Annotated in this window: 15 protein-coding genes; 8 read left to right on the top strand and 7 right to left on the bottom strand. The window is 50.5% G+C overall.

Annotated elements, in window-relative coordinates; translation table 11 throughout:
- Window positions 1-742 precede the first annotated feature (742 nt).
- The 6 genes from L3J94_01865 to L3J94_01840 are packed head-to-tail and all read left to right on the top strand — an operon-like array spanning window position 743 to window position 4,591.
- Window positions 743-1,357, top strand: coding sequence for a cytochrome b/b6 domain-containing protein (locus L3J94_01865; protein ID MCF6217503.1), 615 nt, complete (start codon window positions 743-745; stop codon window positions 1,355-1,357).
- The gene (locus L3J94_01860; GenBank protein MCF6217502.1) at window positions 1,354-1,749 is read left to right on the top strand and encodes a DUF1924 domain-containing protein; all 396 of its coding nucleotides are present in this window, start codon (window positions 1,354-1,356) and stop codon (window positions 1,747-1,749) included. Before L3J94_01865 ends, L3J94_01860 begins: the two co-directional genes overlap by 4 nt.
- Before the next feature lie 49 nt (window positions 1,750-1,798).
- Window positions 1,799-2,347 carry a diheme cytochrome c gene (locus L3J94_01855; GenBank protein ID MCF6217501.1) on the top strand — a complete coding sequence of 183 codons (549 nt, stop codon included), beginning with the start codon at window positions 1,799-1,801 and terminating at the stop codon, window positions 2,345-2,347.
- The gene (locus L3J94_01850; GenBank protein MCF6217500.1) at window positions 2,335-2,634 is read left to right on the top strand and encodes a PepSY domain-containing protein; all 300 of its coding nucleotides are present in this window, start codon (window positions 2,335-2,337) and stop codon (window positions 2,632-2,634) included. The genes L3J94_01855 and L3J94_01850 overlap by 13 nt, the downstream gene beginning before the upstream one ends.
- Window positions 2,635-2,636: 2 nt before the next feature.
- Window positions 2,637-3,305, top strand: coding sequence for a response regulator transcription factor (locus L3J94_01845; GenBank protein MCF6217499.1), 669 nt, complete (start codon window positions 2,637-2,639; stop codon window positions 3,303-3,305).
- On the top strand, window positions 3,302-4,591 hold the full coding sequence (locus L3J94_01840; GenBank protein ID MCF6217498.1) for a sensor histidine kinase: 1,290 nt from the start codon (window positions 3,302-3,304) through the stop codon (window positions 4,589-4,591). Before L3J94_01845 ends, L3J94_01840 begins: the two co-directional genes overlap by 4 nt.
- A 14-nt stretch (window positions 4,592-4,605) precedes the next feature.
- Here the strand turns inward: L3J94_01840 and recB are convergent, their stop codons facing one another.
- Both recB and recC read right to left on the bottom strand, forming a co-directional pair.
- The gene (recB, locus tag L3J94_01835) at window positions 4,606-8,118 is read right to left on the bottom strand and encodes an exodeoxyribonuclease V subunit beta (GenBank protein ID MCF6217497.1); all 3,513 of its coding nucleotides are present in this window, start codon (window positions 8,116-8,118) and stop codon (window positions 4,606-4,608) included.
- Between the two features lie 5 nt (window positions 8,119-8,123).
- A complete protein-coding gene (recC, locus tag L3J94_01830; GenBank protein ID MCF6217496.1) occupies window positions 8,124-11,366 on the bottom strand; it encodes an exodeoxyribonuclease V subunit gamma in 3,243 nt (1,080 codons plus the stop codon).
- 228 nt (window positions 11,367-11,594) lie between these two features.
- Between recC and sucC the strand changes: the two genes are divergently transcribed.
- Together sucC and sucD are read left to right on the top strand one after the other, a co-directional pair.
- Window positions 11,595-12,758: an ADP-forming succinate--CoA ligase subunit beta gene (gene sucC / locus L3J94_01825; protein ID MCF6217495.1), complete on the top strand. Its 1,164-nt coding sequence runs from the start codon at window positions 11,595-11,597 to the stop codon at window positions 12,756-12,758.
- Window positions 12,759-12,760: 2 nt separating this feature from the next.
- Window positions 12,761-13,636, top strand: coding sequence for a succinate--CoA ligase subunit alpha (gene sucD / locus L3J94_01820; GenBank protein ID MCF6217494.1), 876 nt, complete (start codon window positions 12,761-12,763; stop codon window positions 13,634-13,636).
- Between the two features lie 15 nt (window positions 13,637-13,651).
- Here the strand turns inward: sucD and L3J94_01815 are convergent, their stop codons facing one another.
- The 5 genes from L3J94_01815 to L3J94_01795 form a co-directional block, all read right to left on the bottom strand.
- Entirely contained in the window at window positions 13,652-15,751 is a 2,100-nt protein-coding gene (locus L3J94_01815) for a carboxy terminal-processing peptidase (protein MCF6217493.1), read from the bottom strand.
- Between the two features lie 99 nt (window positions 15,752-15,850).
- On the bottom strand, window positions 15,851-16,531 hold the full coding sequence (locus tag L3J94_01810) for a sel1 repeat family protein (GenBank protein ID MCF6217492.1): 681 nt from the start codon (window positions 16,529-16,531) through the stop codon (window positions 15,851-15,853).
- Window positions 16,532-16,536: 5 nt separating this feature from the next.
- Entirely contained in the window at window positions 16,537-17,046 is a 510-nt protein-coding gene (locus L3J94_01805; protein MCF6217491.1) for a zinc ribbon-containing protein, read from the bottom strand.
- A gap of 91 nt (window positions 17,047-17,137) precedes the next feature.
- On the bottom strand, window positions 17,138-17,440 hold the full coding sequence (locus L3J94_01800) for a hypothetical protein (GenBank protein ID MCF6217490.1): 303 nt from the start codon (window positions 17,438-17,440) through the stop codon (window positions 17,138-17,140).
- 13 nt (window positions 17,441-17,453) lie between these two features.
- Entirely contained in the window at window positions 17,454-18,050 is a 597-nt protein-coding gene (locus L3J94_01795) for an EndoU domain-containing protein (protein ID MCF6217489.1), read from the bottom strand.
- Window positions 18,051-18,272: the final 222 nt, after the last annotated feature.

Raw genomic sequence — 18,272 nt, 5'->3', positions numbered from 1 at the left:
ATTGCTTAAGTTGTTTCCATTACCCAAACCTCGAATTATGGTAAATCTATTGTCCTTTTGAAGTGAAGTGTGTTGTCGAGGAGCCGTGTGCGTAAATAGCGCAAGCACGGTTCTGAGAGGGGTGTGGCAACAATGGTAGAAGCAGGAAATCGGCCGTGTGATGGCCATCATGATCCTGATAAAGCTAGAGGAACCCATCTACTCGACCAAATGCAATATTGATCTTTTTATATGACTTGTCCTTGGTTATACAGGCTATTAGTAGTTCGCTGGGGAGTGAAGCGTATGAGGAGTATTCCTGTGATCTACATCAACACAGCGTTGCTAGCCACGGGCGATATTAAAGTAATTTACCCTAATTCCCAGATAGAAACACGTATGCTGCACAAGCTCTTGATTCCACAGCAAAACAAAAAATAGCCGCCGAACCTGCGGGTGCGACTAATATTTTTAGTTTCACTGTGAAACCAAACGCTTACACATCATCTCGCGTTTCTATCTGGGGATTAGGGATTTACTGCTCGATTGCATTCCTGCAAGCACGTCAATATTGGCTGATTTTGAAAGGCTGATATTTTATCGATACTCCCCAATTACGATGGGTGAGTGGTCGCACCCTTCTGCAATGTTTGATTGAATCTAAGACCCTCAATAGTACCCCATCCAGTGATTAGCCCATTTTCAGTTTGATTTCAGTTTGCCTTGCTAAGGTGAATGCAACAAAACGAGAAAGGGGAATGATATGTCAACTCAACGAATCAAGGTATGGGATCCGCTATTGCGTATTTTTCATTGGAGCCTGGTTGCGCTGTTTCTATTTGCATTTATTACGGAGGATGATTTTCTCGATCTGCATGTTTTGTCGGGTTATATCATTGTGGGCTTGATTATCTTTCGCCTTTTATGGGGTTTGGTTGGCCCGCGTCACGCACGGTTTAGCAGTTTTGTGGTTTCACCTGCAAAGGTGGTGGCCTATATGAAAGAGGTGGCGCAGTTTCGGGCTAAGCGTTATTTGGGGCATAACCCAGCGGGTGGCGCGATGGTTATTGCGTTGTTGGTGAGCATTTCGATGACCCTCCTTTTCGGTATGTTGACCTATGGGGCGATGGAGTTTTCCGGGCCATTGGCGGGTCTGGTTTCAGGGGTGAGTGATGGTGTTGCGGATGGGTTTGAGGAGGTGCATGAGTTTTTTGCGAATGCCACGCTCTTTTTGGTGGGGCTGCATGTGGTTGGTGTGGTGGTGGCCAGTTTGCAACACCGGGAAAACCTGGTGAAGAGTATGGTTGATGGTTATAAGCAGGTGGAGATACCTGAAGGTGAGTTTCAATCTGATAACAATAGTGAGGTGATGCAATGAGACGAGTAATGGTGTTTTCTGCTGCAATCTTTTTTGCAGCGAATGTCGCGGTAGCCGGTGTGGCTGATGAGATGATTTCTGAATTTCAACAGCAGGGTATTCAGGCGAATGGGGCGGCGGGTAAGTCGTTTTGGGATACCACGTTTGTTGATAAGAAAACGGGCCAAAAACGTAGCTGTGCGAGCTGCCATGGTGATGATCTTAGCCAGGCGGGTAAGCACATCAAAACCGGTAAGGTGATTGAGGCGATGGCGCCGAGTGTTAATGCTGAGCGGCTGACGCAGCGTAAGAAAATAAATAAGTGGTTTAAGCGTAATTGTAAGTGGACGGTCGGGCGTGAATGCACGGCGCAGGAGAAGGCGGATATTTTGGTTTTTCTGAAAACCCTTTGATGGTTTGTAATTATTTAGTGGTCTTTATTAATTTTGTGAGGTGAGTGTGATGAGTTTTTCAAATAGTTTGTTGGCAATTCTTTTAACATCGGGTGTTTTAATGACAGGTTGTGCCATTGGTGATGACGATGATGATAAGTATCGGGGCGGCTCGCTGGATGTGGCACCGGTAACTAATGTAGCCTATGGTGAGGAGTGTGCTGATTGCCATATGGCTTATCAGCCCGGTTTTTTGCCCGCACGCTCTTGGCAGAAGATGATGGGTAGTCTGGATGATCACTTTGGTGAAAATGCTGAGTTGGAGAGTGATGTGCAACAGCGTTTAACCCAGTACCTTATGGAAAATGCGGCTGATCATGCCAATTACAAGCGCTCAAGGGCGATGATGAAGTCGCTCTCTTATAATGAGACACCGCTGCGGATTACTGAGACGCGTTATTTTATTCGTAAGCATGATGAGTTGTCACGGCGTGTGGTAGAAGATAATCCTGAGGTGGTCTCTTTTAGCCGCTGCGAGGTGTGCCATACGCAGGCGGATAAGGGGTCATATGATGAACACCAAGTAACTATTCCGGGGTTTGGAAAATGGGACGATTAACACAATTTTCGTTGTTGATGATGTTGGCTCTGCTGTTTACACCGGCTTTGAGTGATGATGATCAGTTGCGAGCTATCGAGCTGTTGCAACGGGGGGAGATTCTTCCCCTTGAGGACATTTTGGTGATCAGTCGCGGTGAGATTGAGGGTCATATTCTTGAGGTGGAGCTAGAGCAGGAGCGGGGTAAGATTATCTATGAGATTGAGATGCTGGATCAACAAGGGCGGGTGTGGGAGTTAAAGATCGATGCTACCAGCGGCGAAATCATTAAGCGTGAGCAGGAGTAGCGGTGCGTATTTTAATTGTTGAAGATGACTTTGCAATCGTCGATGCTATTCAGCAGGCACTGCGTAAAGCAGGTTATGCGGTGGACCGGGTTCACAACGGTGTTGATGGCGAGTTTATGGGGGATGAAGAGCCTTATGATCTTGTTATTTTGGATCTTGGTTTGCCGCAGCGCTCCGGTTTGGAGGTTTTAAAAAACTGGCGCAGTCGGGGTAATAAAGTGCCGGTGCTGGTGTTAACGGCGCGTGATGCTTGGCATGAGCGGGTTGATGGGCTTAAAGCGGGAGCCGATGACTATCTAGGTAAACCCTTTCATATTGAGGAGTTGCTGGCGCGAGTGAATGCGCTGGTGCGGCGTGCTCATGGAGAGGCGGCACCCGGTTTTGAGGTGGCGGGGGTGAGCCTGGATGAGGAGCGGCAAGTCGCTACTACTTCATCAGGAGAGTCACATCCACTTACGGGTACTGAATACCGGTTGTTACGCTATTTTATGAGTCACCCCGGGATTATTCTTTCAAAAAACCGCCTTACTGAGCATGTGTATGAGGGGGATGCGGATCGTGATAGTAATGTGATTGAAGTGTATGTGAAGCGGTTGCGCAATAAACTCGGAAAATCACTTTTTGAAACACGCCGGGGGCAGGGTTATGTTTTTCGTGGGGAGTCGAAGTGAAGTCGTTACAGGGGCGTTTACACTTAGGCCTTGGTACGTCACTGACGCTGTTTATGTTATTGCTCTGGTGGCTCAGTACTACGGTGGTGAATCAAATTGGTGAGCAGATGGTGCTCTCTCGCATGGAGCATGATGGTGAGGCGTTACTGGCTTCACTGCGGCGGGATGATGCGGGTGGGTGGACGCTAGAAGAGTCCAATGTGGGGCATATTTACCAGCGGGTATTTTCGGGGCACTACTACCTGATTGATGTGGCAGGGCAGCCGCTGCGCTCTCGCTCACTATGGGACTATACGTTACAAGCTCCGCAACAACGTCATCAAGCGGGGCCGGATAACCAGCGTCTGTTGCTCTGGAACGCCGACTTTCAGGTGGGTGATCACAAGGTGAAAATTCTGGTGGCGGAAGATATTACCCCGCTTTACGATGCTTTGCACCACTTTAGCCAGCTGTTTGCTCTGGCCTGCCTGGTGATGTTGGGGCTTTTATTGTTACTGCAACGCTGGGTGATTAGGCGCTCATTTTTATCTTTACAACAGGTTACCAATGAGCTGAAAGCGCTTTCGGAGGGTGATTTAACTGCGCTTACCGCAGAAGTTCCCCAGGAGGTTAAGCCATTGGTTGATGAGGTTAACCGGTTGCTTTATCTGCTAGCGCAACGCTTGCAGCGCTCTCGTAATGCGGTGGGTAATCTTGCCCATAGCCTTAAACACCCGCTTAATTTGCTGATGCAGCTGGCGGAGCAGCCAAGCAATAGTGGCTCGTTGAAGCAGGATATGAGTCGTCATACCCAGCAGATCTATCAGTTGATGGAGCGTGAGCTAAAACGTGCTCGCCTGGCGGGTGCCGGTCTGCCAGGTCAGCATTTTGAGGTGGCTGAAGAGATGCCTGTACTGGTGGATGTTTTGCAGCGAGTCTATCAACAAAAACAGCTGGATATTCACTATGAGATTGACCTGCCGTGTGACTATGCCGCTGATCGTAATGATATGTTAGAGCTGTTTGGCAACCTGCTGGATAACGCATGTAAATGGGCGAACCAGCGAGTGGTTTGTGAGATTTCCTGTCAACAGGGTATGGAAATTACTATTGAAGATGATGGTTTTGGGTGCGAGGAGGCGCTGCTATCAAACCTGACTGAGCGCGGAGTGCGGGTTGATGAGGGGGTGCAGGGTTCAGGCCTCGGTTTAGCGATTGTGAAGGATATTGTTGAGCTCTATAAGGGAACACTCGATTTTGAGCCATCGAAGCTGGGTGGTCTTAAGGTGACGGTAGTGTTGCCATAAGGGTGTTGAGTGAGTCATCTATTGCCTTTGGCTGTGAAAATACGCTCCAATTCATCAATCAAACTGCGCTTGGGTTTGTCATAGTAGATGCCGCTCTTTGCGCCTTGTTGGGGGCATATGCCGCGTAGAAACAGGTAGTAAATGCCGCCAAAGTCTGTTTCATAGTCATAGTTTTTCAGCCGTGTTTTAAGGTAACGGTGCAGTGCGACGGTGTAGATTAGGTACTGCAGGTCGTAGCGGTGTTGTTGCATTGCCGCCTTTAGCTGTACAGGCTGGTAGTCTGCAAGCTGATAGCCTAAGTGGTTTGATTTGTAATCTGCAATGTAGTAGCGCCCTTGGTACTCAAATATCAGATCAACAAAGCCGGTCATTATGCCTTGGTGGGGCTTGAAGTTGAGGGCGGCTCCTTCATCGGAGTGCTCTGTGGTGCCGGTGATCACTTGATTGAGTTTTTTGCTGTTGATATGGGCCAGCGGGAAGTGGAAGGCCAGCTCTACCAGCCGTTGCTGGGTGCTGATCTGCGCAAGGGTCAAACCACTGTTTTCATCTAGTACGGTGTTGAGCAGATTATTAACCATGGTCTCGATGACTGGTTGCCACTGCGGCTCAAAGCCATATTTTATCAGCTGCTCTTCACACACTTCGGCAACGCTTTTTCCTTGTGAACCGCTGAAATCGATATTTTCAAATATCGCGTGCATCATGGTGCCCGCATGGGCACCCCGTGGGAATGTGAAGATATCCTTTGTTTGCTGTTTCACTGGGGCGCTGGTTGGCTCGGTGGCATCGTAGTCGGGCAGAATTGCACGGTGGCCTCGGCTGCTGGTGAGGGCACTGAAGCTACTGACTTGCCAGCTGCGCTCAATATGGCCGTTGAACTGGCGAGACTGTGGTGTTTTTGCTGCACCGCTGGCACCCAGGTAGGGTGCGTGGCGGGCATCCGGCAGGGGTTGCACGGCAATGGCATCGGGTTGCAATTGTACCCGTTGTTGCCAGCAGTTGAGGATTTGTGAGTCGTTTGGTTTATCTATTTCATCTTTATAGAGTAGATAGGCCAGCGCTGATTTGTCGGCATCTTTGATCGCTCCCCAGGCAATGTAACAGCGCTGTTTTGCGCGGGTGAGGGCAACGTAGAGTAGGCGTAGCTCTTCAGCTAGGCGCTCGGTGTCGGATAAGTCGTAGCTGTTTTGATACTGCTCTGACCCAATATCCAGTATTAATTTCCCGCTATCTGCACAGTGGTACTCGACGGGTTTTGGTTTTTTGCGTGGCATACTGCCGTAGCTGTACGGCAGGAAGACCACTTCATACTCCAGCCCTTTACTCTTGTGAATGGTGACAATTTGCACCAGCGCTTCATCACTCTCTAGTCGTAGCTGGCGCTCATCTTCATCACTTTTGGCTCCAAGCTGCTCAAAATACCAGTGCAGTAACCCCTCTATGCCGTGTTGCTGTTTGCTGGCTGTTTGTAAGAGTTCGGCAAGTTGTAATAGGTTGCTGAGTGCCCGTTCACCACCACTGCTGGCGAGTATGTTTTGAGATATTTGCTGCTGACGCAGTAGTGCCTGGAACATCGACATGAAGCCGTGGTCACACCACAGTATGTGGTAGTTTTGGAACTGCTCTAGTAGCTCCTCCCAGCGGTTTTCATTTTCGATGAGTTCAAACAGCTGTTGGGCGCTCATCCCCATCATCTCATCACAGAGTGTGGCACGCAGGCGGCGCTCATTGTTTGGCTCTGATACGGCCAGCAACAGCCGTCCCATTACCTCCGCTTCAGGGCTCTCAAATACGCTATCACGGCTGATATAGGCGCTGGCTATCTGGCAGCTTCGAAGTGCTTTCTGTACCGCTTGCGCCTCTCTGTGAGTGCGCACCAGTATTGCAATGTCACTGGGTTGCAGTGCTTTATCGCCAAGGGTTGCCTCACCCGCTAAGCCGTGATTAAGCAGCCGGGCAATCTGCTGGGCGCAACAGGTTGCCAGTCTGTTTTTAGCGACCTCTTTGCTGATCTCTTTGTTCTCATCGCGGGGTATTAGCCACACTTGGAGTGGCGGGGCGGTTTTGCCGTTAATGAGCAGTGTTTTTTGCGTGGTTTGCGGGGCTGCTTTTACCGGATGAAACTGAATATCTTTATCATAGATGAAGGGTTTTTCCGTGGATGAAAAGAGCTGGTTGACGGCGGTGATCAAGAGGGGAGTGGAGCGCCAGTTGGTATCGAGGGTGTAGTGGTGTTGGCTATCATGGCGTGCCTGCATGTAGGTGAAAATATCGGCACCGCGAAAGCTGTAGATGGCCTGTTTTGGGTCGCCGATCATATAGAGGCCGCAGGCGGGTTGCTGGTGATAAAGGGTGTGGAAGATGGTGTACTGCACGGGGTCAGTATCTTGAAACTCATCAATCATCGCAAGGGGGTATTGTTGGCGAATACGGGCGGCTAACAGGCCCGTAGTATCGTTTTTTAGAGCATCATACAAGCCTGTTAACAGGTCGTTGGTGGAGATGACATTGTGTGCTGTTTTGCGCTCAATTAAGGTGTCACGACTGTATTGGATAAACTGCTGCATAATCAGGCTGCGGCGCAGCTGCTCTGCTTTTTCCCACATTGCAAACAATTGGTCATTCAGTTCAAAAAAACGGTGTTGTAAGGGGGGGTGGCCCTTTTTCATTGAGGTACTGATTTTACTGGCAGTGAGTAGCTCTATTTTTTCTGGTAGTGAGCGTGGGTAGGGTGATTCACAAAATTGATTCATTGCGGTGAATAGTTTTTCAAGCGTATCGATACGGTATGTACGACGGTTTAGTCCTTTGTCTTGGGTCAGTAGCGGGCGAAGCGTTTCAGCCTCGTTGTGCCACAGTTTTTGTACTTGCTCAATTAGCTTATTTCGTTGGCTCCACAGCGCCTCAAGTTGGCGGGTTGTGACGGATGGGATGACGGTTAATTCATGTCGGTTAAGCGCGCTACGCAGCTCTTCCAGGAGGGTTGATGGCCCCTCTTTCCACTGTTTGGCTACCCAGGCTGCATCCGCTTCATTCATGGTGTAGAAGTGGCTGCGCCAAAAATCTTCGGCAATTTCGCGCAGGTAGTCGATTTCGTCGGTTATCAGCTCGGCATCAAACAGTGAGCCACTCTCAAAGGCATTTTCAGTGAGCATCCGTTGGCAGAAGCTGTGAATGGTAAAGATCGCCGCTTCATCCATCAGGGTGAGCGCATCTTTGAGTTGCTGTGCGGCGGTTTTGTGGTCATTTAGTTGAGAGAGAATGCCGAGTAGTGCCGGGTCGGCTGGTTGCTTGCTGCCTTGCAGTTGTTGCAGTGCTTCACGCATCCGTTGACGAATTCGACCCCGCAACTCTTCGGTGGCTGCTTTGGTGAAAGTGACCACCAGAATCTGTTTTACCGAAAGGGTGCGTTCCAGTAACAGGCGCAGGTAGAGGGTGGCGATGGTGTAGGTTTTTCCGGTGCCCGCAGAGGCTTCAATGAGCCGCACGCCATCCAGCGGTAATGTGTTGAGATCGAGTGGTTGCATGGTCACTATTTTGGCTCCTCGGCAGCGAGCAGTGGCTGATAGATCGTTTCTGCCAGTGCCATGAAGTCGTGGTTGAGGGGGGATGCGTTACGCAATACCAACTGTATGTATGGGTCTTCGCCTTCACCTTGGCTGTATTTTGGGTTACCCAAAAAGGTTTTTTCTGCTTTGCTCAGTGCCTCACTGGCCATTTTCCCTTTTTTAATTGATAGCGCATAGTCGAATGAGCTTTGCGGGTAAAATGGTAAGGGTTGATGCAGCCCTTGCCAATAGCACTCCAGTAGCTGCTGCAGTGGTGGCAGGGGATCTTTTACCGGAGTTAAACAGAGCTTGCCATCTTCAGCGAAGTGTCGGCTTTGGCACGCCACGTCGTTGGGTTTGAGTGCGCAGAGTGCGAGATGGTTAAGCCACAGAGCCATTCTGTCGTTGGCTTTGATTTTGGTGTAACGGTAGCTCTGCTGTCCATCATGGCTGATATTTTTTAACCAGCCGTGCAGCTGGAAGTCGCCCACGGTTAGATCCAGTTCAAGGGGTTCTAGTGGGGGGGTTAGTTGCGCTTTTAATTGCTCGGCAAATATAACAGCGGCCTCTTGCTGGTCGCTATAGCAGGCATCGGCAAAGGCCGCTGCGGGTAGCTCACCTTTTGCTTTTAGCCGCTCACGGTACTGGTCGAGGTCGCCCGTTTGTAGCTGTTGCTCTAGCAACTGCTGTTTGAGTTGATAGATCTGTAGGCTGTCGAGGGTAAAGGGTTCGCTGTCGAGCAGTGCATCTTCTTGCTGGTCGAGCTGAATGCCGAAGCGTTGTTGCAGGAAGTAGCGGGCAGGGGCTTTGAAAAAACGGATCAGCTCATTCAGCTCGATGCGGCGCAGTGCATTTTCAGCCGGGGGGAGTGGTGCTTCTGAAAAGGGCAGAGCGGCTCTTTTGTTTTGTAGAACATTGGCGGCATCTGCCCACATTTTATCGTAACTGAAAAGCGCCTGATCACCCTGAAAATAGCGTGGGCTGAAGGGTTGCAGGGGGTGCTCTGTTAGCATTTTTTTTAATATGGGTTGCTCGGTGCCGGTGACAAAGCCCTGTTCGATGTAATCTTGTAGCTCACAGACCAGAACGGATGGCAGCATCGGTGCATTGTCGTGAATTGAGCGGCCAATATAGCTGATATAGAGCATTTGCCTGGCGGAGAGCAGTGCCTCCAGAAACAGGTAGCGGTCATCATCACGCCGTGAGCGATCACCGGGGCGCGGTGTATCGACTATCAGGTCAAAACCGAGAGGCGGGCGGGTGCGTGGATAGCTGCGGTCATTCATTCCTATCATGCAGACCACCTTGAAGGGTAAGCTACGCATCGGCATCATGGCGCAGAAGCTCACTTGCCCTGCCAGAAAACGGTGCGGTGAGGCGGGGGAGAGTAGGTGGCCTTTAATGTAATCTTGTACCACTTCCAGTGGGATTTTATGTTCATACTCTGCTGCCTCAGTGTGTAGGCTGAGGTCGTGTACTACATCTCTTAACAGCTGTATCGCCTGCTCTTCATCTTCGCCTGTGATCTCAAAACGTGACAACATCTCATTAATGAGCTGCTGCCACTCGGCCGGTGTGCGGGGGCGGCCAAGGCGCTGGCGCAGTGTGGCAAGGTCATCTAAAAAGCGCTGTAATTTGCCGAGCCACTGCGCTTCCATGCCTTCAATATGCATGTAGGGGAGTGCACCTTCATATAGCTGCTCTTCGGCGGGCATGGCATAGCCGAGCATTAACCGTTGCAGGCCAAATTTCCAGGAGAAGTGCTCATCGTCAGGTTGCCCCCGTTCGCGGCGTGACTCACTGTCCACTCCCCAGCGGATACCACTCTCTCTAACCCACTGGCGAATACGCTGTAGTGCCTGTTGATCCAGCCCGTAGTGACGTGATACTGAAGGCACCTCCAGTAGTGCGATAGTTTCGCTGGCACTCATGCGGGCAGCGGGCAGTTGCAGTAGTTGCATAAAGGCGTGCAACACCGGGTGTTCTGCCTGGGCTGAGCGATCGGCAATCGACCAAGGGATTATCCGCTCGCCGGCAGCGCTACCAAATATGGCTTCGATATAGGGTGCGTAGGTGTCAATTTCCGGTGTCATGACGATGATATCGCGGGGTTGCAGTTCGGGGTCTTGTTCAAACATCTGCAAGAGTTGATCATAGAGCACCTGCACTTCGCGCATGGGGCTGTGGCAGCTATGGAGCGTGAGGGAGTGGTCTTGCGGGGTCACCGGGGAGGGCGTGTAATCACCTTGTCCGCGCTCCAGTAACTGCAAAATATCCGATTGAATGGACTCCAGCAGGGTGCTTTCATCCAGGTAGACGCTACAGTCATGATCTTCGACGGTGTACTGCTCCTGATGGATTAAGCGTTGAAAATCACGCCCCTGCTTGCCCATGGAGGCGAGTAGCGAGTTGCCCACTTCATACATTTCAGAGCAGTCTGGTTTGCCCTGTTTTTGCCACAGTTGGCGCAGTCTGGCGACCGTTTTGGGGGCGCTGATATCTTCCCAGAAGGCCAGGCAAGGGTTGAGTGTGAAGAGGTGAACGTCGATTTTTTTGGCCACAGCCGCCAACACGTCAAGATAGCTGGGTGGCAGGTTGTTAATGCCAAATACCATCAAGCGTTGTGGCAGTTTTTGTGGGTCGATTTTGTCCAGTGCTGCCCGTTGCATAAACTGCTGGTGCAGGCTGGCGCGGTGAACGGGGGGGGTGTCACCTACAACCGCTCGCCACAGGCGCGACTGCCAGGGCTGTTTTTCACAGCCACTATCCTCTCCGCGTTGCCATGCGTGAATCCATTCGGGGCGGTAGATCAGGTATTGTTCAAAGGTGTCTGCGATGTAACGGCATAGCTGATACTGCTTGAGCTGCTCACGGCCAGATTTTAAATAGTGCTTTAGGGGTGTGAATTCTGGCTCATCAAGCAGCCTGGGGAGGCAGTCCATTAAGCGCCATGTGAGAATTGAGCGATCAAAAAGGGAGCTTTCAGGTACGTTATCAAGCTGGCTGCGGTACAATTTCCAGATGTAGCTGGCGGGCAGCGGGTAGTCACAATTGGCGCTGATTCCCTGCACTTGTGCCAGCTGCATCGAGAGCCAGCGTGCCATCCCTTGGTGCTGGGTGACAATCACCTCAGGGGCGAGTACCGATTGCAGTGGCTCCACCTGTATGGTAGCTGCCATATAGATAGCAAGCTGCTCCAGGCGGTTGCTGTGATAGACCTTTAGCATGGGGTTATTACAGTTTTTTGTTTAGGGAGTGCCAGTTTACATTGTCGGAAAATGAATGTGCTGGTTTATGGGCTCTGAAAGCGATTAAATGTGGCTTTAGCTTCGTATGTACAGCCCGATGTATACTCTCTATAGTCGATGAGATCTTTGCACCCATGAGGTCGGCAAGGATCTCGAAGAATTAACCAGACGGGTAGGCTCTGCCCGATTAAAAAGATAGGCCATAAAATGAATCTTCACGAATATCAAGCCAAAGCACTTTTCGCCCAGTATGGCGTTAGGGTGCCGAATAACACGGTCGTCAGTAATCTGGAGGAGGCTGAATCGGCACTGGATTCAATTACTACAATGCCTTGGGTTATCAAGGCTCAGGTGCATGCCGGTGGGCGTGGTAAGTCAGGTGGTGTCAAACTTACCCGTGATCGTGCGGAGGCGCTGGAATTTATCAATAATATGCTCGGCTCACGTTTGGTGACCTACCAGACAACGGCTCAGGGGCAGCCAGTTAACCAGGTGTTGATCGAAGAGCCAAGCCGTATTGAGCGAGAGCTCTACTTGGGCGCTGTGCTTGATCGCGCTTCCCGCCGGATTACCTTTATGGCATCCACCGAAGGGGGGGTTGAGATTGAAAAAGTGGCGGCAGAAACACCGGAAAAAATCCTTAAAGCATCTATCGACCCGTTGGTTGGTCTGCAACCGTACCAGGTGAGAGATATCGCCTTTGCGCTGGGGCTGAAAGGAGACCAGATTAAACAGTTTGGTAAAATAATGGGTGGCCTTGCCACTATCTTTGAAGATAAGGATCTTAGCTTATTGGAGATTAACCCCTTGGTTGTTACCGAAGAGGGTGACCTGATCTGTCTGGATGGCAAGGTTAATATTGATGACTCGGCTCTCTACCGCCAGCCAGAGATAAAGGCACTGCGTGATGTTAGCCAGGAAGATGCCCGGGAGGTGCGTGCGACCGAATGGGATCTTAACTACATTTCACTGGACGGTACTATCGGCTGCATGGTGAATGGTGCCGGCCTGGCGATGGCGACCATGGATCTCATCAAGCTACACGGTGGTGATCCGGCCAATTTCCTCGACGTGGGTGGGACGGCGACTAAGGAGCGTGTTGCTGAGGCGTTTAAAATTATTTTATCTGACGATAAGGTGGAAGGGATTCTGGTTAATATTTTTGGTGGGATTGTGCGTTGCGACATCATCGCTGAAGGCATTATCGCCGCCGTTGAAGAGGTGGATATTAAGGTGCCGGTGGTGGTGCGATTAGCGGGTAACAGCGCCCACCGGGGAAGCGAGTTACTCAGCGAAAGCGGTTTGAATATTATCGCTGCGGAAGATCTTGACTCAGCAGCACAGAAAATTGTCGATGCGGTAGGAGCATAACAGTGAGCATATTGATTAATAAAAACACCAAGGTCATCTGTCAGGGTTTTACCGGCAAGCAGGGAAGTTTTCATTCTGAACAGGCGATTGCCTACGGCACACTGATGGTGGGTGGTGTTACACCGGGCAAAGGCGGTGCTGAACACCTTGGCCTGCCGGTTTTTAACACGGTTAAGGATGCAGTGGCTGAAACAGAGGCGAGTGCCTCGGTTATCTATGTGCCCGCCCCCTTTTGTCTTGATGCGATACTGGAAGCTACGGATGCGGGAATTAAGCTCATTGTCTGTATCACCGAAGGGATACCTGCTCGTGACATGTTAAAGGCGAGCCTGATTGTTAAGGCGGCCGGTGCGCGTTTGGTGGGGCCTAACTGCCCGGGTGTGATTACACCGGGTGAGTGCAAAATTGGTATTATGCCAGGGGATATTCATCAGCCAGGGAGCGTGGGTATCGTCTCCCGCTCGGGCACACTAACCTACGAAGCGGTGGCGCAGACTACAGCCATCGGCTATGGACAGAGTACCTGTGTGGGTATCGGTGGTGACCCGATTCCCGGTACCACGTTTATCGACTGTCTGGCGCTATTTCAGAACGACCCAAAGACAGAATCGATCATCATGGTGGGTGAGATTGGCGGCAGTGCTGAAGAGGAGGCCGCTGAGTATATTAAGGATAATGTCACCAAACCGGTAGTGGGTTATATTGCGGGTGCCACCGCGCCAAAGGGAAAGCGTATGGGTCACGCGGGAGCGATTATCGCCGGCGGTAAGGGGACAGCTGAAGATAAGTTTAAAGCACTGGAGCGGGCAGGCGTTACCACCACCCACTCCCCAGCCGAGCTAGGCAGTACCTTGAAAAAATTGGTAGAGGGTGGTTAGTTAACACCAGCGGCCCTATGGTTTTTTCAGCTCTGAAAGCGAGGTGGTTTTTTCTCTGTCGATAATGTCGCTTAAGATGAGTGCGGTCTCCTGTAATTCCACTCGTTTGAGTGCATCGGAGGTACTTTCGTGCTCTTTTCTCTCAGCCTCTTCATCCACTTTTTCATCGTCCTGAAGGGGTGCTAACCCTTGTGCGACACGGAATGTGTTGATGCGTTGGTCGTGGCTCTCTTCAAGTTGTTTGCGCTCTTGTTTACGCTGCTCTTTTAGCAGCGTAACACTCTTCTTCTCTTCCATAATATGGCGCTGCTCTGCCTGTGCCAGCAAAAACTCAAAGCCGCTGTTGGTTGTAATGCGTTGTTGGTGTTGCTGAATAACATCATTCAGCTGAAAGCCAGTCTGGCGGTAGGGTGTAAATTTAGCGGGCTTAATGGTGGCCCAAGGAAGGGCGTTATCATATGAACGCTCACCCTGTTTGGCATCTTGTTCGGCGGTTGGGAATTGTATGTCGGGTATTACGCCACGGTGCTGGGTACTGTCACCGTTGACACGAAAAAACTGTGCCATGGTGAGTTTTAACTGCCCCAGCCCTAGCTCTTTAGAGCGAACATAGCGATTAAGGTCAACCATAGTTTGCACGGTGCCTTTTCCGTATGTCGGCTCGCCGATAATGACGCCACGACCATAGTCTTGAATCGCTCCGGCAAATATTTCTGAAGCGGAGGCGCTGTAGCGGTTAACCAAGACGGCCAGTGGGCCAAGATAGGCGATGTTGGCATCGGTATCATCATCTGATTTTATCTTCCCTTTGCCATCACGAATTTGCACCACAGGACCTTCTTTGATGAAGAGTCCGGTCAGTGCGACGGCCTCTGGCAATGAGCCACCTCCATTATTGCGCAGGTCGATGATTAAGCCATCAATGCCCTGTTGCTGAAGTGCTTCGATAAGTGCCAGTGCGTCACGGGTGGTGCTGCGGTAATCATCATCACCACGGCGGTAACCTTCGAAGTCCATATAGAATGTTGGAATCGAAATCACGCCGATTTTTTTTGCGCCATTGCCCGGTAGTTCAATAATCGATTTTTTCGCTTGCTGCTCTTCTAGCTTGATCTTGTTCCTTTTCAGGGTGATTATTTTGCTTGGGCCATCCAGGCCACTCTCTTTCGGAAGCAGTTGTAACCGAACAATACTATCTTTGGGGCCACGAATAAGGTCCACCACATCATCCAGACGCCAGCCGACAACATCTTCCATTTCACCCTCTTCTCCCTGTGCAACGCCGGTAATGCGATCTTTAGCGTGTATCAGCTGGCTCAGGTCAGCGGGTCCACCAGGAATAATTTTTTGTACTGTGGTCATCTCATCAGCGATGCGTAAAACGGCACCAATCCCTTCAAGTGAGAGGCTCATGTTGATTTTGAAATTCTCAGAGTTGCGCGGTGAAAAATAGCCGGTATGTGGCTCAATGCTGCGTAAGTAGGCGTTGATGAAATACTCATACGCATCTTCAGCTTGGGTTTGTGTGACGTGTGTTTTGATGCGTTGGTAGCGTTTTTGCAGTACCTCTTGAATATCGTCAGGCTCTTTGTTGGCCAACATGAGATTGAGCACATCATTCTTTACACGTTTGCGCCAAATTTCATCCAGTGCCGCACCATTAGCAGCCCAGCTCGACTCACTGCGATCCAGTGTCAGTAACTCATCAATTGTAAAGTCGAAGGCTAATGGTAGGCGTGACAGTGCGTAATCTGCACGCTCAATGCGGCGTTGGCTATAGCGCTGGAAAATGTCGAAGGCGGGCGACATGTCACCTCTTTTCAAGGCATCATCCAGCGTCGTCTGGTAGCGTTCAAAGCTGTCGATATCCTGCTGGGTAAAAAAACTGCGATTGGGATCAAGGGTGGTAAGGTATTTTTCCAATATTAGTTTCGACTGCTGGTTGGTCAGCTCAGTCTGCTTATAGTGATAGTCATTTATAAACTGGGTAATCAATCGAGTTGATATGGTGTGCTGCGGCAGTGGTTCTAGTGGTGTTGATGAGGCAGGTGGTGCAGCAATTAGAGGCGTTGCGATGCTGAGAAACAGCAGTCCAATTAGAGATTTTTTTAACATCGGTGGTACCTGTTACATCATTAGTTGGCTCCATTATAGAGCATAATGGAGCGGCAGTGTATTAACCGCAGTGGCTCAGGTTTAATCAGCCAGGGTGGATTATCGCCGTTGATAATGCCGCTGCCAAAACTGAGCACGCTCTTCATCTTTCGGCTGTCCGTATAAGCCATCATTGAAGGTTTTATAGAGCGCCCACTGTGCCGGTTTATGATGAGCGATGGCCGCTTTCTCGATCCACTGTAGGCCGCCCTCCTCATTTTTTTTAATGCCTTCGCCGGCGAGCAGTAACATGCCGAGGGCAAGCTGAGCGCGTGGTCGTTGCTGTCTTGCCGCCATGCTGAGCCAAAGTGCAGCCTTTTTGAAGTTTTGTGCTCCACCCTCTCCCTGGATCAGCATCAAACCGTAGCTCTCTTGTGACTTGCCATCACCCTGTTGTGCCGCAAGTGACCAGTAGTGGGCGGCTTGTGGCCAGTCGGCTTTAATGCCCATCGCAAAATAGAGCATGGCGGCAACACTGGTTTGAGCTTTTAAGTGGCCATTATCAGCTGCTTTTTTATACCAATCCAGTGCTAGTTGATGGTCTACACCCATCCCCATACCATGTCGATACATGACTGCAATACGGTGCTGGGCATTGGCATCATTCTGTTGGGCGAGAGGGGTGAGTATGGCCAGCGCACGACTGTACTCCTGTGCTTGGAATGCTTCCATACCACGTTCATAATCGCTCCCCTGGGCATAGCCTGCCCAAAACAGGAGGAGTAATAGCCAATAATGCATGTGATTTAACCGTCTTTGTTAATGCGGTTGAACTCAGTGTGGCTGCACTTGGGGCAAGGAGGAATACGTCCTGTTTTATGGAAGTGAATCTCCTCTTTGCAATTTAAGCATTGGAGTGTACCGATACCTGCGATCTGCCCCGTGTGCCACCCTTGGGCATCTGCCTGCATGGCGATTTGATCAAGCTCCAGCCGGGTTTTATCAACCACTTGTGAGAACATATCGAGTAGTTTGCTTTCGATCAGCAGCAGGTCGAGGCGTAGCCAATCTTTTATTTCATCGCCGTGTTCACCGAGGAAGGTAGCGGCATCGTGGATATCACGTTGTAGGTATTTGGCGATATCATCCGCCTCTTCACGAGTCAGCTCACCCAGCTCAACGGCTTTCTCTTTTGCATAGCGGGTGGCTTTTTCAAAACGGGGTTGGGTCTCGCGACCCAGATCGCTGATAAACTCTTTGGTTCGCTCCAGCATCTGGTCGTAGGCGTGGCTCTGTTTATCATTATGCTCGCTCATGGTGTCCTCTCTGGCGGTTAATTTCTCTAAATTAGGTCCAATCAGCCCATATCCAGAGCTGTCTTAGCAAGTATAGTCGTCTCTTGTCGGGCTACACGCTCTCTTTTTGGTTGCACTGCTGCTGCCAAAAGCCGAGTGCATGTTGCGCCAATGGATAGGGAATCGTTGTAGGCGCTAGCTCATCCTCATCATACAGGGATTCGATGTGAATGCCTTGTTGATCACAGCTATAGTGGTAAAGATTGCCGGAACTGCACCCTTGTTGGCGCTCGATGGCCTGTCGTAGTGAGGCTAACTGGCTAGGGGCGCACTGCACATCCATACATAAAAAGGCATGCAGCCGTTGGTGAATCGGATTGTGACCATCAAAGTCTGGCCAAGGGTGTGATGGCATTGTGGTGAGCCTTCTATTGATAGATTGGAAAGGCAGTATTGATGCGTTGTGGATTATCTCGGAGTCGGGCCGAGGCTATTAGATAACTGCGGCCATCGAGGCCCGTGCAAAATTTAGAGTCGCTCACACCTGGGTTGCTTGGGCCACAACTGGCCCAGCTGGGCGAAGTGCACTTACCTTGCTGTTGATGGATAGAGTAGACAATAGAGTGTTTTATCTGCTCCGCACTACAGTGGCTGGGAAACATCGATGAAAAGCCCTTGCGGTGTTGCTCTTTAAATATCAGTTGAATGTTACGCAGGGTGTAGATGCCTTGCCGGTTGGGTTGGTCTGCCAGCTCGGCATCGCGGTAGCTGCTGGGTGGGTGGCCATTAGGCATGGCATGGAAGCCGACAACACGTCCTTTGCGGTTGATCTCACCACAGAATATATGTTTCAGGTTGAGTTGAATGCTCTTGATTGGCTTGCTCCAGTGGGGGAGCGTGCTGCAATTGATGCCTTCAAAAGTGGGGAGTGAGGAGGCGGTGCCCTGTTGTGAGTCGCTACAAGCACTCAATAATAGGACGGCAGCAAGTATTAAAAGGCTGTTGTAACGACTCAGCGTATTCATTTTTCACCTCGACGCTTTGTTATTTGCGTACTCAATCGGTCACATATTTATTATATGCTCGCTTTTTGTGTGCGAAAAATTCTCGAATTTAGGCAAATCTAAACACGCTGAATAGTTATATGAAGCATCATCTCCGCCAATCGGCGGGCATGATACGGTTACCCTCATCCTCGAATAGAAATGTGCGTTGCGTCTCCATCCGCAGGTGAGGGCGTTATCAAG

Source organism: Gammaproteobacteria bacterium (assembly GCA_021647245.1).
GTDB lineage: Bacteria > Pseudomonadota > Gammaproteobacteria > RBG-16-57-12 > RBG-16-57-12 > JAFLJP01.
The sequence above is the reverse complement of the archived record's forward strand: the minus strand, read 5'-3'. Positions and strand labels throughout refer to the sequence as shown.

Excerpts from the sequence above, each read along its gene's own strand:
- L3J94_01865 (MCF6217503.1), top strand. The coding sequence starts at position 743 with ATGTCAACTCAACGAATCAAGGTATGGGATCCGCTATTGCGTATTTTT.
- L3J94_01810 (MCF6217492.1), bottom strand. The coding sequence starts at position 16,531 with ATGCATTATTGGCTATTACTCCTCCTGTTTTGGGCAGGCTATGCCCAG.
- sucC (MCF6217495.1), top strand. The coding sequence starts at position 11,595 with ATGAATCTTCACGAATATCAAGCCAAAGCACTTTTCGCCCAGTATGGC.
- recB (MCF6217497.1), bottom strand. The coding sequence starts at position 8,118 with ATGCAACCACTCGATCTCAACACATTACCGCTGGATGGCGTGCGGCTC.
- recC (MCF6217496.1), bottom strand. The coding sequence starts at position 11,366 with ATGCTAAAGGTCTATCACAGCAACCGCCTGGAGCAGCTTGCTATCTAT.
- L3J94_01855 (MCF6217501.1), top strand. The coding sequence starts at position 1,799 with ATGAGTTTTTCAAATAGTTTGTTGGCAATTCTTTTAACATCGGGTGTT.
- L3J94_01815 (MCF6217493.1), bottom strand. The coding sequence starts at position 15,751 with ATGTTAAAAAAATCTCTAATTGGACTGCTGTTTCTCAGCATCGCAACG.
- L3J94_01800 (MCF6217490.1), bottom strand. The coding sequence starts at position 17,440 with ATGCCATCACACCCTTGGCCAGACTTTGATGGTCACAATCCGATTCAC.
- L3J94_01850 (MCF6217500.1), top strand. The coding sequence starts at position 2,335 with ATGGGACGATTAACACAATTTTCGTTGTTGATGATGTTGGCTCTGCTG.
- L3J94_01795 (MCF6217489.1), bottom strand. The coding sequence starts at position 18,050 with ATGAATACGCTGAGTCGTTACAACAGCCTTTTAATACTTGCTGCCGTC.
- L3J94_01805 (MCF6217491.1), bottom strand. The coding sequence starts at position 17,046 with ATGAGCGAGCATAATGATAAACAGAGCCACGCCTACGACCAGATGCTG.
- L3J94_01860 (MCF6217502.1), top strand. The coding sequence starts at position 1,354 with ATGAGACGAGTAATGGTGTTTTCTGCTGCAATCTTTTTTGCAGCGAAT.